The organism is Actinomadura graeca (genome assembly GCF_019175365.1).
Lineage (GTDB): Bacteria > Actinomycetota > Actinomycetes > Streptosporangiales > Streptosporangiaceae > Spirillospora > Spirillospora graeca.
Window position 1 is genome coordinate 3192975 of record NZ_CP059572.1, and the last position, 15274, is coordinate 3208248.

The 15274-nt window shown below is 74.3% G+C and carries 13 protein-coding genes; 9 read left to right on the forward strand and 4 right to left on the reverse strand.

The genetic code is table 11. The features are described 5' to 3' along the window. Nucleotides 1-2 precede the first annotated feature (2 nt). Nucleotides 3-608: an RNA polymerase sigma factor gene (locus AGRA3207_RS14060; RefSeq protein WP_231335070.1), complete on the reverse strand. Its 606-nt coding sequence runs from the start codon at nucleotides 606-608 to the stop codon at nucleotides 3-5. A gap of 230 nt (nucleotides 609-838) precedes the next feature. Here AGRA3207_RS14060 and AGRA3207_RS14065 point away from each other — a divergent pair, with 230 nt between their 5' ends. Then, a complete protein-coding gene (locus AGRA3207_RS14065) occupies nucleotides 839-2722 on the forward strand; it encodes a D-alanyl-D-alanine carboxypeptidase family protein (protein ID WP_231335071.1) in 1884 nt (627 codons plus the stop codon). Between the two features lie 92 nt (nucleotides 2723-2814). Here AGRA3207_RS14065 and AGRA3207_RS14070 read toward each other — a convergent pair whose 3' ends face one another. After that, a complete protein-coding gene (locus AGRA3207_RS14070; protein WP_231335072.1) occupies nucleotides 2815-3423 on the reverse strand; it encodes a TetR/AcrR family transcriptional regulator in 609 nt (202 codons plus the stop codon). Between the two features lie 139 nt (nucleotides 3424-3562). Next, on the reverse strand, nucleotides 3563-4570 hold the full coding sequence (galE, locus tag AGRA3207_RS14075) for a UDP-glucose 4-epimerase GalE (protein ID WP_231335073.1): 1008 nt from the start codon (nucleotides 4568-4570) through the stop codon (nucleotides 3563-3565). Between the two features lie 230 nt (nucleotides 4571-4800). Between galE and AGRA3207_RS14080 the strand changes: the two genes are divergently transcribed. From AGRA3207_RS14080 to AGRA3207_RS14115, 8 genes are all read left to right on the forward strand, one after another. Next, nucleotides 4801-5460 carry a response regulator gene (locus AGRA3207_RS14080; RefSeq protein ID WP_231335074.1) on the forward strand — a complete coding sequence of 220 codons (660 nt, stop codon included), beginning with the start codon at nucleotides 4801-4803 and terminating at the stop codon, nucleotides 5458-5460. Nucleotides 5461-5571: 111 nt separating this feature from the next. Beyond that, nucleotides 5572-6999 (forward strand): YveK family protein, encoded by a 1428-nt coding sequence (locus AGRA3207_RS14085; RefSeq protein ID WP_231335075.1) that lies wholly within the window; start codon nucleotides 5572-5574, stop codon nucleotides 6997-6999. A gap of 4 nt (nucleotides 7000-7003) precedes the next feature. Continuing rightward, the gene (locus tag AGRA3207_RS14090; RefSeq protein ID WP_231335076.1) at nucleotides 7004-8152 is read left to right on the forward strand and encodes a DegT/DnrJ/EryC1/StrS family aminotransferase; all 1149 of its coding nucleotides are present in this window, start codon (nucleotides 7004-7006) and stop codon (nucleotides 8150-8152) included. Between the two features lie 2 nt (nucleotides 8153-8154). Next, nucleotides 8155-9366: a polysaccharide biosynthesis protein gene (locus AGRA3207_RS14095; protein ID WP_231335077.1), complete on the forward strand. Its 1212-nt coding sequence runs from the start codon at nucleotides 8155-8157 to the stop codon at nucleotides 9364-9366. A 7-nt stretch (nucleotides 9367-9373) separates the two neighbouring features. Then, the gene (locus AGRA3207_RS14100) at nucleotides 9374-10633 is read left to right on the forward strand and encodes a glycosyltransferase (protein ID WP_231335078.1); all 1260 of its coding nucleotides are present in this window, start codon (nucleotides 9374-9376) and stop codon (nucleotides 10631-10633) included. 16 nt (nucleotides 10634-10649) lie between these two features. Beyond that, on the forward strand, nucleotides 10650-13352 hold the full coding sequence (locus tag AGRA3207_RS14105; protein WP_231335079.1) for an O-antigen ligase family protein: 2703 nt from the start codon (nucleotides 10650-10652) through the stop codon (nucleotides 13350-13352). 2 nt (nucleotides 13353-13354) lie between these two features. Next, on the forward strand, nucleotides 13355-14077 hold the full coding sequence (locus tag AGRA3207_RS14110; protein ID WP_338028277.1) for a sugar transferase: 723 nt from the start codon (nucleotides 13355-13357) through the stop codon (nucleotides 14075-14077). A gap of 13 nt (nucleotides 14078-14090) precedes the next feature. Then, the gene (locus AGRA3207_RS14115; RefSeq protein ID WP_231335080.1) at nucleotides 14091-15008 is read left to right on the forward strand and encodes a hypothetical protein; all 918 of its coding nucleotides are present in this window, start codon (nucleotides 14091-14093) and stop codon (nucleotides 15006-15008) included. A 21-nt stretch (nucleotides 15009-15029) separates the two neighbouring features. Here the strand turns inward: AGRA3207_RS14115 and AGRA3207_RS14120 are convergent, their stop codons facing one another. Further along, nucleotides 15030-15167 (reverse strand): hypothetical protein, encoded by a 138-nt coding sequence (locus AGRA3207_RS14120; RefSeq protein WP_231335081.1) that lies wholly within the window; start codon nucleotides 15165-15167, stop codon nucleotides 15030-15032. Between the last annotated feature and the right edge of the window lie 107 nt (nucleotides 15168-15274).

The following is a 15274-nucleotide window of genomic DNA, read 5'->3' on the forward strand; positions in this document are numbered from 1 at the left end:
GGCTACTCCTCCTCGTGCATCGGGTTGGCGCCGCCGAGCCGCGCGCGCACCTTGCGCCGGGCCCGGCTCAGGCGGGAGCGGACCGTCCCGACCGGGATGCCGAGCGCCCGCGCGACCTCCTCGTAGGCCAGGTCCCCCCACGCGACCAGCAGCAGCACGTCCCGGTCGCGGCGGGGCAGCCCCGCGAGCGCCTCGGCCAGCAGCGGGCGCGCCGCGGACGCGGTCACCCCGTCCGCCACCCGTTCGGCGGGGCCCTCGACCGGGCCGTCCACGGGACTGCGGCGCAGCGCCCGGTACCGGGCCGCCTCGCCGCGGTGATGCCGCGCGATCAGCTTCGTCGCGATGCCGAACAGCCACGGCCGCGCGTCCGGCTGCGCGAGGTCGTAGCGGTGCCGCCGGCTGAAGGCGGCGAGGAACGTCTCGCCGACGAGGTCCTCGGCGGGCCCGGGACCGAGCCGCCGCGAGACGTAGCGGTAGATCATCGCCGAGTAGCGGTCGAACAGCGCCGCGAACTCCTCCGGGTCGTCCAGCGACCGCCTGACGAGATCGGCGTCGCGCGGCGGGGCGGAGGGCACGCCGGGCGCGGCGGGTGCGCCCGTTACGGGCATACCAGCCGAAGGTGCGGTCATCGCTGACACCATGGCATGCGGACCGGCCTTCCCGTGGGGACTGTGTCAGCGATGTATCTCCGCAACCCCGCGTCCGGGTTCACGACGTCCCGCGGCGGCAGGATCACTGATGCGTAACGAAGTGAACCTCCCGGCTAAACTTCGCATCCTTCAATGTGCACGGGGGTTGACGGTGAAGGAGCGCGCTGCCTGCGGGTCGGCCTGTCCGCGTGTCGGGAGACAGAGACGAGGAGGGTCTGGCCGTGGCCGACGCCCAGCAGGAATCGGAGCAGGCCGTCCGGCCGGACGCCGCGGGGGACCCGGCTCCCGGGGACGAGGCCGCTGAGGGCACGGCGCCCGAGGGCACCCGGGCGGAGGCGCCCGCCGCGCCGAAGCCGGAACCGGCGCGCTCCGGGACGGCGGAGTTCCGCATCCCCGACGCACCCGGGCAGAAGGCGCGGGAGGAGACCCCCGGCGAGGACGACGACACGCCCGGCGAGGCAACGGACGAGGCGTCCCGGAAGGACGAGGCGTCCCGGAAGAAGGCCGCCGCGCTGACCAGGCCGGACATCTCCGTGCGCCGGAGCCCCACGCCGACCGTCGAGGACACACCCGCGGGGACACCGACACGCGAAGAACCGGCGCAGCCCGTCCCCGGCCCATGGGAAGGCAAGCCGCCCGTGCAGGCCGATGCCGAACGTCCGGAAACAGGGTCGTCAGGGCGGTGGGCGGCCCCCTGGGAGGACGAAGCACCCGCACAACCCGCGCCCGAACCAGAGGCCACCGAACCGCAGGCCGCCGCACCGCAGCCACCCGCGCCACAACCACCTGCACCACAGCCACCTGCACCACCGGCCGTCGCCCCCGCCGCGCCCGTCCCTCCGGCGGACGCGCAGGAGGGCGGGGCGCCCCGCCCTCGCCGGAGACGCCGCGCGCTGGTCATCGTGCTGGCGGCGGCGGTCCTGGTCGCGGGGGTGGTGACGGGGCAGCTCGTCCGGCCGGTGCCCGACCCGACGATCAGGCTGACGCTCTCCGCGGCGGCCTCCCACACGTTCCCCGGCGCGGCTCCGGCGCTGCCGTGGCCCGCGCAGGGGCAGTCGGCCGTGCACGTGGAGGGGCTCGGGCCGATGGGGGCGTCCGGCGGATCGGCGCCGACACCGACCGCGAGCGTCGCCAAGGTGATGACCGCGTACGTGTACCTGCGCGGGCATCCGCTGCGGCCGGGTGAGCCGGGGCCGGTACTGACGGTGTCGCCGCAGGCGGCGGCGCAGATCCCGGCGCGCCGCAAGCGGGAGGAGTCGCTGCTCGGCGTGACGGCGAACCAGCGGCTCACCCAGCGCAAGGCGCTGGAGGCCCTGATGATCATTTCGGCGAACGACGTGGCGCACGAGCTGGCGCGCTGGGACTCGGGCGACGAGGCGGCGTTCGTGGCGAAGATGAACGCCGCGGCGCGCGAGCTGGGCATGACGGGCACGACGTACACCGACCCGAGCGGCTACGACTCGCGGACGGTGAGCACGGCCGCCGACCAGGTGAAGCTGCTGCGAGCGGCGATGAAGGTCCCGGCGTTCGCGGAGATCGTCGACCATCCCGCCTACATCCCGGACGGTGGCGGGGAGCCCCGGCCGGGCGGCAACATCCTGCTCGGGCAGTACGGCGTGGTCGGCGGCAAGACCGGCTACACGGACGCGGCGGGCGGGAACTTCGTGTTCGCGGCGCGCAAGCGGGTGGCGGGCGTCACGACGCTGATCGTGGGCGCGGTGATGGGCCAGCGGTCCACGAGCGCGATGGCGGCGGTGACGGCCGGGCAGCAGCTCGTGGCGGCGGCGGAGGGCGCGATGACGGCGGCGACGCTGGCACCGGCGAACGCCCCGGTGGCGCGGATCGACGACGGGCTCGGCGGCAGGACGCCGGTGCGCGTCGCGTCCGCCCTGACCGTGGTGGGATGGCCGGGCCTGACCGTGCCGGTCGCGGTCGAGGGCGACCCCCCGCACCGGGCGGGCACCGGCGCCCGGGTGGGCATGATCACAGCAGGAGCCGCCAAGGTCCCGCTGAAGCTGGACCGTCCCCTGAAGCCCCCGTCCCCCTTGAAGAAACTGATCCGCCTAGGCTGACCCGGACGGCCGACCAGGGACCTCAACCGTCACGCGAGCGCGATACCGGCCCGCGCGAGGCAAGGCCGAAGGCGTCATGGAGGGACGGCTGTTCAGGCCGTCGCGGTGGTCATCGCCCCGGCCAGGACGAGCCGCCCGGACGCGCGGACCATGGCGGCGACCTCCTCGGGCGGGCGGTGCAGGGGGCCGAGGCTGAGCAGCGCCGCGAGCAGGATGTGGCCGAGGGCGACCTCGACGTCGTCGCGTCCGGGCAGCGCGTCGCCGATCGCCGCGGACAGCCGGTCCCGCACGAACAGGAACAGCACGGTGCGCGCGTCGTCCACGCCGGGGTCGTCCGAGGTCACGGCCTGGACGATGGCGGAGGTCAGCGCCGGTTCCCCGGCGGCGGCGGACACGATCCGCTCCAGCAGCGCGGTGAGCCGCTCCAGCGGGGCGCCGCCGACGGCGAGCGCGTCGACGTCGCGGGCGACGCGGTGCGCCCAGGTGGCGGCGACCTCGGTGAGCAGGTGGTCCTTGGTGGCGAAGTACCGGTACACGGTCGCGCGGCCGACCCCGGCGCGGTCGGCCACGTCGTGCATGGTGACGGCGTGGTAGCCGCCCTCCAGGGCGAGCCGGCGCGCCGATTCCAGCAGCCGCTCCCGCCTGGCCTGCTGACCCTTGGTCGGCGCCCGCCTGACGGTGGACCGCTCGTCGCCGCTCACTGCGCCTCCTCGCCGTCTCCCGCCCCGCATTCTTCCGCAAACTAGCCCGAAGTGGGCAAATCAGTGGAGAGCGGGCGCGCGCGCAGGCCCGTGCGGTCCTCCCCGCGTCAGAAGGACCGGACGGGCCCGTGCGGGCGGGTCAGGCGGCGCTCCGGCGGCGCCGTTCGGCCCATTGGAGGGAGTGGCGGATGGCGTCCTCGATCGTGTACTCGGGCTTCCAGCCGAGCAGCTCCCACGCCTTGTCCGGGCGGACGAAGGCGCCCACGACGTCACCGGGACGGGCCGGGGCGTCCACGGCCTGGAAGCCGTCGCCGACGACCTCGCGGAAGGCGGTGACCAGCTCCCGGACGGTGGTCCCGTCGCCCGTCCCGAGGTTGACGACCTCGTAGCCGGTGCGCCCGGCGGGCTGGACCGGCGGGACGATCGCGTCGAAGCGGGCGGCGGCCTCGCAGAAGGCGCGGGCGATGTCCCAGACGTGGATGTAGTCGCGGATCGCGGTGCCGTCGCGGGTGTCCCAGCCGGTGCCCGTGATCGTGAAGGCGACGCCGTTCTCGTAGGACTCGATCATCTTGCCGAGGGCGTGGGTGGGCTTGCTGTTCTGGAGGCCGGTGCGCAGCCGCGGGTCGGCGCCGATCGGGTTGAGGTAGCGGAGCGAGATGACGCGCAGGCCGTGGGCCCGCGAGAGGTCCTCCAGGAGGAGCTCCGCCATCATCTTGGACCGCGTGTAGGGGTTCTGCGGATCCAGCGCGGACGTCTCCGAGACCGACAGATCGGGTTCGGGACGGTACATCCCGGCGGTGGACGCAAAGATCATCCGCTCGCATCCGTTGCGGAGGAGGTGACCCGCGAGGTCGAGCGTCTTCGTCAGGTTGACGCGGTAGTAGCGCTCGGGGTCGGTCATCGAGTCCGGCACCACGATGAGCGCGGCGCAGTGCACCGTGACGGCGATGTCCGGATGGGCCTGGAAGATCTGGTCGACGAGGACGCCGTCGCCGATGTCCCCCTGATAGAAGATCTTGCCCTCGGTGAACTCCTGCCTCCCGGTGATGAGGCTGTCGAGCACCACGGGCGTGATCCCGCGCTCCGCGAAGGCGGAGGCGATCGTGCTTCCGATGAACCCGGCTCCCCCTGTGATCAGCACTTTCATACGGCATCCCCGTCCTCGGATCGTCACGCTCAGGATCGGCAGCGGACGCACCGTGGTCAACGGCACCCTGACGGGCTGACCGGCTCCGGCCGGGCGTGAACCACGGACCGGTCCGGCGCGTCCGCGCACGGGCTCCTTCCCGCGGCACCGAACCCGCGGCCGCGAACGCCCCGCCGCGAGTACAGCGTTTGCAGGATCCGCTCGGCCCGCGCAGCGTCCATGGTCGGGGAATGCAACCCATCCGCGTCCTGATCGTGGACGATCACGCGCTGTTCGCCGAGGCGCTGTCCGCCCGGCTGCAGCGCGAACACGACCTGGTGATCCTTCCCGTCGCCGCGGACGTGCGGCGCGCGCTCGCGCTGGCCGCCACCGAACGCCCCCGGGTGCTCGTCCTCGACATGACGCTGGGGGCCGAGAGCGGCCTGGACGTCCTGGACCGGGTGCGCACGTCGCATCCGGACGTCCGGGTGGTGGTGCTGACGGCGACGGACGACCTGGACACGCTGGTGCAGGCCGTCCGGCGCGGGGCGGTGGGCTGGCTGTCCAAGACCGAGAGCGCCGACCTCGTCGCGCGGGTGATCAGGTCGGCGGCGCGGCAGGGCGGGTGGGTCCCGCCGGACGTGCTCGGCGAGGTGCTGCGGCGGCTGCTGAGCGGAGCGCCGGAACCGGACGGCGGCGCGCGGCTGCTGGCGGCGCTGACGCCGCGCGAGCGGGAGGTGCTCCAGTGCATGGTCGACGGGCTCGGGCGCGCGGAGATCGCCGAGCGGCTCGGGCTGTCGGCCAACACCGTCCGGACGCACACGCAGAACCTGCTCGCGAAACTCGACCTGCACTCGGCGCTGGAGGCCATCACGCTCGCGATGCGGGCGGGGATGCGCCCGCGCGGCTGATCTCTGATGCAAACGGCGTAGTGCGGGGTCGTCGTTTGGGCGATTCCCGGTGGATTCGGGGTTCCTACGCTCGGCCGTGACGAAGCCCGAGGGCGGCCCGGAGGGTGCACCGTGGAGATCGACGAAGTCGCCGCGCGCGTGGTCCGCAGCTACTGGGCGCTCCTGCTGGCCATGACGGTCCTGCCGCTGCTGCTGGTGGGCCTGCTCATGAGCGGCCAGGACCCGCCCGCCGTCGCGGAGTCGCGGCTCCAGGCCAGCAGCCGGGCCACCGACGCGGCGCCCGGCGACGCGGGCGTGAGCATCGTGGTCAGCCAGGTCAAGGCGTTCGCCACGAGCCGGAACCTGCTGGACGACGTGCTGCGGCGGCAGGGCGTGCGCCGCGCGCCGGAGAAGGTCGCGAAGGCCATCGGCGTCACCGGCCTCGGCACGTCCACGGTCGTGCAGCTGTCGGTGAAGGACACCGACCCGGAGGTGGCGCGCAAGCTCGCCGACGCCATCGGGACCGAGGTCGTCAGGGAGATCAACGAGTCGAACCAGGGCTCGATCACGGGCCAGATCGCGAGCATCGACAAGCGGGTCCGGGAGCTGGAGAAGCGGCTCGGCCCGCTGTCGCGGCGCGCGGGCGCGCAGCCCGATCCCGACATCGGCGCCGCGAACGAGCGGGAGCGGGTGCAGGCGGAGCTGACGGACCTGCGCTCGAACCGCTCGGACCTGCGCGCGCAGCTCTCGGCGGCGGGCACGGCGTCGGTGGTGCAGCCGGCGGTGCTCGCGCCGGAGACGAACCCGGTGGTCATGATGTCGGTCGTCGCGGGCCTGGTCGGGCTGGTCGGCGGGATCCTCGTCGCGGTGGTGGCGGAGACGGTCCGCCCCACGATCCCGGGGCAGCGGCGGGTGGCCGTGCGGCTGGGCGTCCCGCTGCTCGGCTGGGCCGACCGGGGCCCCTCCGAGCTCGCCGACCTCGGACGCCGGCTCAGGCTGGCCGCGCGGCGCAAGGGCGTCGTGCGCGTCGCCCTCGTCGGCGCCCCCGGCCCGCTGCCCGCGGCGCTGGTGTCGTCGATCGCGGCGGCGGTGTACGGGGACGCGGCGAAGGTCGTCGCGGCCCGTCCAGGACGCGCGGCCCCCGACGACGGCGAGGGCACCGGCGACGCCGGGACCGGCGCGGGATCCGGCGGCGGCACCGGTGACGGCCCCGCGCCGGACAAGCCGTCGCCCAACAGCTCCGGGCCGGTCCGCAGGGGCAGTACCTCGGTGGTCCGGGCCGGCGGCGGCACCACCGTCATGACGAAGAGGTCCGGCGAGGCGACCTCCCCCTCGGAGGTCACCCAGCCGGTGCCGCTCCGGGCGCTGTGCCACGTGCACGCGTTCGAGGACATCGACCCCGGCCTCGACGACGAGGTCGGCGTGGTCGCGGTGGTCGGGCCGGTGACGCCGGTCTCGGGACTGGACCAGGTCCGCGACCTGGTGGAGGCGTCCGGGTGGCCGCTGCTCGGGGTCGTCGCCACGTCCAGCAGGAGAACTTCGCGCAGGAGCAGGGGGTAGCCGGATGAGCCGGACAACGGTTCCGTTCACCGTCCCGTCGTTCGCCGGGGAGGTGTCGGACGCGGTGGTGAAAGTGCTCGACTCCGGGTGGGTGACCACCGGGCCGCAGACCGCGGCGTTCGAGCAGGACTTCGCCGATTTCCTGGGCGCGCCGCACGTCGTCGCGGTCGCCTCGTGCACGACGGCGCTGGAGCTGTGCCTGCGCGCCATGGACCTGCCGCAGGGGTCGCCGGTGCTGACGCCCAGCCTGACGTTCTGCGGCGCGATCAACGCGATCCTGCACGCCGGGCACCGGCCGGTGCTGGTGGACATCGACGAGGACACGCTGGTGCCGGGCCCGCGGGAGGTCGCCGAGGCCGCCGCGCGGACGGCGCCGCGGGCGATGGTCGTCCAGAACCAGGGCGGGTACCCGGTGGACGTGGCGGCGCTGGCCGAGGCGGCGGGGCTGGGCCGCGACCGGGTCGTCGAGGACGCCGCGCACGGCCCCGGGGCGGAGCGCGGCGGGCGACCGGTCGGGGCGGAGTCGCACGCGGCGTGCTTCTCCTTCTACGCCACCAAGAACATGCCGATCGGCGAGGGCGGCGCGATCGCGACCGGCGACCAGGAGCTGGCCGACCGGGTGCGGGCGATGCGGCTGCACGGCATGAGCAAGGACTCCTGGAAGCGGTACCTGCCGGGCGGAAGCTGGCGGTACGACGTGAAGGACGTCGGGCTCAAGGCGAACATGACCGACATCCAGGCGTCCATCGGACGCGCGCAGCTCGTGGCGCTGCCCGGCTGGCAGAAGACGCGCGGCGAACTGGCCGCCCGCTACGACGCGGCGCTGGACGGGCTGCCCGGCCTGACCCTCCCGCAGCGGGGACTGGACGGCCTCCAGCACGCCTGGCACCTGTACCAGGTCCGCGTCCCGGACCGGGACGCGCTCATCGCCGAGCTGGAGACGGCGGGCGTCGCGACGTCGGTGCACTTCATCCCGGCCAACCAGATGACGTCCTACCGGCGGATCCTGGGCGAGGAGGAGTGCGGGCGGGTCCCGGTGACCGACCGGGTCGGCGAGGAGCTGCTGTCGCTCCCGCTGTACCCGGGGCTGACGCCCGACGGCCAGGAGCGGGTCGTCTCCGCGCTGACCGGGGCGTTGCGGGCCCGGGGCTGACCGTGCGCCGATTCCTGCCACGCCTCCCGCGCCGGGCCCACGGCCCCTGCCCGGCGGCCGTCCCGGTGGCGGCCGGGCCGCTCGCCCTGCTGATGGGACGGGACGAGGTCGTGCTGGCGGGGGGCCGCGGGCGGCGGCTCGTCCGGGGCCGCCGGGTGCTGGTGACCGGCGCCTGCGGGACGGTCGGGTCCGCGCTGTGCCGGCAGGTGGGATGGCTGGGCCCCGCCGAGCTGTGCCTGGTCGACAAGGACGCCCGGGGCCTGGCGCGGCTCCGCGGCGAGCTGGCCGGGCGCCTGGAGGGCGGCCTCCCCGGCCTCGTGGACGCCGACGCGGTCACGCTCGCCGAGGCCGACGTCCGCGACGCGCGGCGCGTGGACGCGGTCGTCGCCGCGGCCCGTCCCGACCTGCTGTTCCACACGGCGGCGCAGCACGGGCTGGCGCGCGTGGAGGGTGACCCCTGCCGCGGCGTCGCCGACAACGTCATCGGCACCCGGCACGTCGTGGACGCCGCCGTCCGGCACGGCGTGGAACGGCTCGTGTTCGTCTCGTCCGACAAGGCCGCGGACCCGACGTCGGTGTTCGGCGCGACGATGCGGCTCGGGGAGCTGCTGCTGCGGACGGCGGCGGGCGGCCCCACCTGCTTCGCGGCGGTCCGGGTCGGGACCGTCATCGGGGAGGCGGCGTCGCTGCTGGCGCTGCTGGCGCACCGGATCTCCTGCGGCGAGACCGTCACCGTCACGCATCCGGAGGCGGCCCGGCACCTGATGACGGTGGCGGAGGCCGCCGGGCTGCTGATCGAGGCGGCGGCGCTGGCCGAGGAGGCGGAGACGTTCGTCCTCGACATGGGCAGCCCCGTCCCGGTCGTGGACCTCGTGCACCGCTATGCCGAGCAGCTCCGGCTGCCGGAGGTGACGATCCGGTTCAGCGGGCTCGGGCCGGGCGAGAAGCTCGCGGAGAAGGCGTTCGCCGACTCCGAGCGCCGGATCCGCACCGTCCACCCCAAGATCTGGGCGACCCGCCCGGCGCCGCCGCCCGCCGGGCTGCCGCGGCTGCTCGACGCGCTGGAGGCGGCGGCCGCCGCTGGCGACGCACCGCGGGTGCGGCTGCTGCTGCGCCGGCTGCTGCCCGAGTACCACCCCATCCGGCGGGCCCGCCCGGCCGGGCCGCCGCCCCTCCCCGGCGCGGGGCCCGGCCCCGACGTCCCCTGTCTGTGAGGTGCCCGTGACCAGTGGCAGCGCGACCCCGAGCGGCGCGACCGGCGGCCGGAAGCTCCGCGTCGCCACGGTGATCACCCGGTTCAACGGCGGCGCGGGGCAGGTGGCGCTGAACGGCGCCCTGTCCCTGCCGGACGACGGCTACGAGCGCGCGATCGTCACCGGCGGCGTCGGCATCGACAGCCGCGCCGCGTCCCGCGAGGAGACCGTCCTGTACGGGGACGCGGCGGTCGCGAACGCCGCCGCCGGGGACCTGACGCCCCGCGCGCACGAGGCCGGGATGGAGATCGTGCAGGTCGGGCCGCTGGTTCCGCAGATCTCACCGCGCGACGACATGGCGGCGCTGCGCACCCTGACCCGCGTGCTCGCGGAGGGGCGCTACGACGTCGTCCACACCCACAGCGCGAAGGGCGGCGTGATCGGACGCGTCGCCGCCGCCCGGGCGGGCGTGCCGCGCATCGTCCACACCTGGCACGGGTTCCCGTTCAACGAGTTCCAGTCGTGGGCGCGCCGCCGCGCCTACATCCGCCTCGAACATCTCGCCGCGAAGCACACCGACGCGTTCCTCGCGATCGGGTCGGAGACGGTCACGACCGCGCTGCGGCTCGGCCTGGCGACGCCGGAGCGGATCCGGCTGTCGTGGCCCGCCGTGGACGTCGACGCCTACGCCGCCGCCCCCGGGTCCCGCGCCCACGCCCGGCGGCGCCTCGACCTGCCGCTCGGCGTGAAGGTCGTCGGGTCGATCGGGCGGCTCACCTACCAGAAGGGCCCGGAGATCTTCGTGAAGGCCCTCGCGCGGCTCCCCGACGACGTGTTCGGGCTGTGGGTCGGCGGCGGGACCATGGCGGGCGAGCTGGAGAGGCTCACCGCGCGCCTCGGCGTCGGCGAGCGGATGCGCTGGCTCGGCCACCGCGACGACGTCGCCGCCGTGCTCCCGGCGTTCGACGTGATGGCGATGTCCAGCCGCTGGGAGGGGCTGCCGTGCGTGCTGGTCGAGGCGATCGGCGCGGGCGTCCCGCTGGTCGCGACCGCCGTCCCGTCCAACCAGGACCTGGTGCTCGCGGGCGAGACGGGGATGCTCGTCCCGCCCGGCGATCCCGCGCCGCTGGCCGGGGCGATCTCCGCGCTGCTGGACGACCCGTCCGGCGCCGCGCGGATGGCCGCCCGCGCCCGCGCCCGCGTCGGCGACTGGTTCTCCCCCGCCCACCTCGGGACCGTGCTGGACGAGACCTACCGCGGCACGTCCGAGCGGCCGTTCCGGCGCTGAGGGGACGGAAGGGCCGATGACCGCCACCATCCACGCGCCGCCCGGCGCGGGCACCACACCGGACGCGGCACCCGCCGCGCCCGCGCGGCGCCGGTGGCGGCTGACCTCCGTGGCGCTCGTCGCGGGCATCGCCTCGCTGCCGATGCTGATGCCCGCCGGGCTGCCGCCCGGCCCCGGCAACACCGGCCTGCCGGACCTCGTCCTCGTCGGCGTCACCGTCGTGACGCTGCTGTGGGCGGGGTCCGGGCGGCTGCCGCTGCGCTGGCCGTTCCTGATCCCCACCCTCCTGACGATCATCGCGGGCGGGATCGCCGCGCTGGTGAACGACGCCGGCGTGCTGACCCTGTTCAAGGACCTGTTCGTCCTGCTGTGGGCGGTGTGCGTCGCCAACCTCGGCCGCGACCCCGCGCTGCTGCGGCTCGCGCTGCGCGCCTTCGTGTGGATCGGCACGTTCTACGCCGTCGTGATGATCGCCGGATTCGTCCTCGGCATCGAGGCCCTGTCCGGCAAGCAGATCGACGGCGAACGGGCCATGTTCACCTTCGGGGACGCCAACTACGCGTCCAACTGGTTCATCTGCGTCTTCTTCATCGCGCGCGCGTCGCGGTTCCCCGAGACGGCCTGGAGGCGGTACGCGGTCTGCGGGATCCTCCTCGCCGCCGAGGTCCTGACGGGCTCCAACGGCGGCGCGCTGGCGCTCTGCGCCGCGCTGCTGCTCGGCTTCCTGTTCCGCCTCTTCCGCGAGGGCCGCGCCCACCACGCGATCGCCGCCGGGACCCTCGCGCTGTTCGTCGGCGGCGGCGGCATCGCCGTCCTCAGCCAGATCGACATCCAGCCCTACCTCGACAGGGCCAGCCAGGCGTCCCCCATCCTCCGCGACTCCATCGGCCGGACGACCGGGGAGAGCACCAGCTCGCGCAGCACCGTCCTCGCCACGACCGTCCAGATGATCGAGGACCAGACGCACCCCTGGGGCATCGGCGCCGGCCAGACCGAGTCGCAGATGCGGATCCGGCAGGAGACCTACGTCCGCGAGGCGCACAACGACTACATCGCCTCGGTGCTGGAACGCGGCCTCCTGGGCGGGATCGCGCTGATCGTCCTGGTCTTCATGCTGCTGCTCAAATGCGTGCGGATCGCCCGGCGCGACGCGCTGACCGGCGACTACGCCCGCCTCGTCCCCCGCCCGGAACTGTTCGGCGCGCTGGTGGCCGTCTTCCTCATCTCCGGCCTGTTCTACGAGACCCTGCACTACCGCCACGGCTGGGCCTTCTTCGGCCTGATAGCCGCCCTGGACCTCTACGGCCGCCGAAGCCCGGCAGGCCAGATCCCAAAAAGATCGATCTGGCCGACCCACCCGCCGCGATCGCGTGCGAAGCCAGGTTCGAGCCCGCGAGAACCTGATCGCGAAGCGAGCCCTCCAGGGCGAGATCGGAGCGATGCAGCGATCGCCGCGGTGCCCGTGGAAGGAGGGCCCCCCGGGCCCGACGCCAAGGGCACTGCAATAAAAATCGCAGGGAATTTGGCGGGGCGGGTGGGGGCGCTGGCGTCGCTCGGGATCGCGACGATCCTGGTCGCGCGGATCGGGGGGCCGAAGCTGGTCGGCGCGTTCACGCTGGTGCGGATCCTGCCGGGGCTGCTGTGCCAGCTGTCGAACGCGGGGCTGCCCGCGGCGGCGCCGTTCTTCCTCGCCAAGGACGACTACGACCAGAGCCGGGTGCGGCCGACGCTGGCGTGGCTGACGGTGATCGGCGCGGTCGCCGGGGGGCTGGGCTGGCTCGTGCTCAGCCCGGCGCTCCACGTGGTGTTCTTCGAATCGTTCGGGGTGTGGATCACGCTCGTCGCCGCCGTCCCGGCGTTCACGCAGGGGTTCGTGTCGGTCGGGAAGGGGCTCCTCCAGGGGACGGGCGACCAGCACGGCGCCAGCCTGGCGATCGCCGTCGAGGAGTTCGTGTTCCTGCCGATCTACCTGGTGATCCTCACCGGCTGGTACGGGCCGGGCGCGCTCATCGCCGGGCTCGTCCTCGCCGACGTCGCCGCGGCGGCGTGGATCGCGCGGCGGCTCGCCGGGCGCGGCTTCTTCGCCGGGTGGGGGCGGCCCGACCCGCGGCTCGGGCGCACCATCTCCGGGTACGGGCTGCGCGGCTACCTGGGCCAGCTCATCGACCTGCTCCAGCTCCGGTTCGACATGGCGCTGCTCGGCGCGCTCGCCGGGCCGAAGGTGCTCGGCGTCTACACGGTCGCGAGCAAGTTCGCCGAGCTCGTGCAGCTCCCGGGCCTCGCACTCAACTACGTCCTGTACCCCGACTTCGCCAAGGAGGACAGGGCGACCGCCACGCGGCGGACGGCGCGGCTCGTCCTGCCCGCGCTCGGCGTGTCCGTGCTGGCGGCGCTGCCGCTGGCGCTCGTCGCGGGGACGGCGCTGCCCTGGGTGTTCGGGGACGTGTTCGACGACGCGGTCGTCCCGACCTACATCCGGCTGGCGGGCGTCGTCACGTTCGGCGTCACCGGGCTCGTCATGGCCTACCTGTACGGCGTCGGGCGGCCCGGCGCCGCGTCCACCGGGCAGGGCATCGGCCTGCTGGTCGTCGTCGTGCTCGGCGCGGTCCTGATCCCGGCGCACGGCGCGGTCGGCGCCGCCATCGCCACATCGGTCTCCTTCGTCGCCACCACGGTGGCGCTGCTGGTGTGGTTCCGCCACGTGAGAGAGAAGGGGTGACCATGTCCGAGGACCACACCGGGCTCGCGGAGCGGCCGGTGGACCCGTCCGACGGTGTCGCGCCGTCCGCCGGGCGGCGGGCGCTGGACGTCGCGGGCGCGCTGGCCGGGCTGCTGCTGCTGAGCGTCCCGCTGCTGCTCCTCTACGGGCTGGTGCGGCTGACCAGCCCGGGGCCGGGCGTGTTCCGGCAGACCCGGGTGGGCCAGGGCGGGCGGCCGTTCACGATGTACAAGTTCCGGACGATGCGGCAGGGCGTCGGCGGGCTCACCGTCACCGCCAACTGCGACCCGCGCCTCACCCGCGTGGGCAAGCTGCTGCGCCGGTGGTCGCTGGACGAGCTGCCGCAGCTGGTGAACGTGCTGCGCGGCCAGATGACGCTGGTCGGGCCGCGGCCGGAGACCTACGATCTCGCCGTGCACTACGACGCGCGCTGCCGGTGGATCTTCGATCACCGGCCGGGCCTCACCGGCGTGTCCGAGGTGCGGTTCCGGGACTTCGACGTCCTCGGGCCCGGCGAGGAGGTGGACCTCGTCAACTACATCGAGCGGATCGTCCCGGCGCGGGTGGCGGTGGACGCCGTCTACCTCCGCGAGCCCACGCTCGGCGCGACCGTCCGGGCGCTCGTCGACACCGTCCGGCACATCCTCGGGTTCACGCTCCCGCCGATCGAGGCGCCGCCGCTCCAGGCGCCGCCCGGGGAGGACGGCGGGCGCCGGGAGGGGTGAGCGGAGGGTGGGCATGGGCAGCGTCCGGGTGCGCGTCGCCGCCGTGGTGGCCGCGTTCGTGCTGGTGGCGGGGTTCCTGCTGGCGGTGCGCGCCCGCTCGTCGGGGGGCTACGAGCCGTACCGGGGGCCGCTCGCGTCGCCGGGCACGCCCGCCGCGAAGCCAGGCGCGACCCGGCGCGTCGCGCTGAACACCGGGCCCGCCGACTACCCGCGGCTGAAGGCGCTCGGCTATGACCTGGTGGACGTCAAGCCGGAGGACGCGCTCCTCGCCGGCGTCCCGGCCGGGATGCAGGCGCTGCTGTGGGTCGGCAACTTCACCTGCGGCGACTTCGAGCTGGGCTTCGAGGCGTTCACGCGGGCGGTGGGGCGGTTCGGCCGCGATCCGCGCGTGTACGGCTGGTACCTGTCGGACGAGCCGAACAGCGGGGAGTGCCCGCGGGTGGCCGGGGAGATCCGCCGCCGCGCCGACTACATCAGGAGGCACGCCCCCGGGCAGGTGTCGTTCATCTCGCTCACCGACTGGCCGATGGAACCGGTCGCTCCCAGGAACGTCGGCGTCGATCTCGTCGGGCTCGACCCCTACCCCTGCAAGGGGTCGGCGCGCGTCCGCGACACATGCAACATCGACGCGATCGACCGGATGGTCCGCATGGCGGACGACGCGGGCATCCCGCGCCAAAGGATCGCGCCGGTGTTCCAGACGTTCGGGCAGGGCTGTTCCGAGGGCGACAAGCAGTACTGGCTGCCGACCACCGGCCAGCTCCGCGCGATCCTCGCCCGCTGGGACCGGCTCGCGCCGCGTCCGCCGCTGGAGGTCTCCTACTCCTGGGGTCGCCAGAAGGAATGGGCGTGCCCGTCGCTGTCGGACGCGTCGGGCGGCGCCCATCCCGACCTTCAGAGCGTCATGAAGGCCCGCAATACCCGGCGTTGACGGGTGATCTCGTGTGAAATGTCAGGTTTTGTCGGCAACCGCCGGTTTCTTATCCGGCAGAGAGAATTCGAGCGACCCCACCTTCAACGCCAGGACTTCCATCAGACCGATCACCAGAACGAACGCGACGGCCAGCAGGCCGAGCCTCTTGCGGTTCACTCCCCGCGCACCCCTTCAAACCCCCAATAAGCAGGGGAAAAAGTAACACATCACAGCGAGGAACCCGTGCCGGACACGCGGTGACGAGATGCGTGCCCGGCACGGGC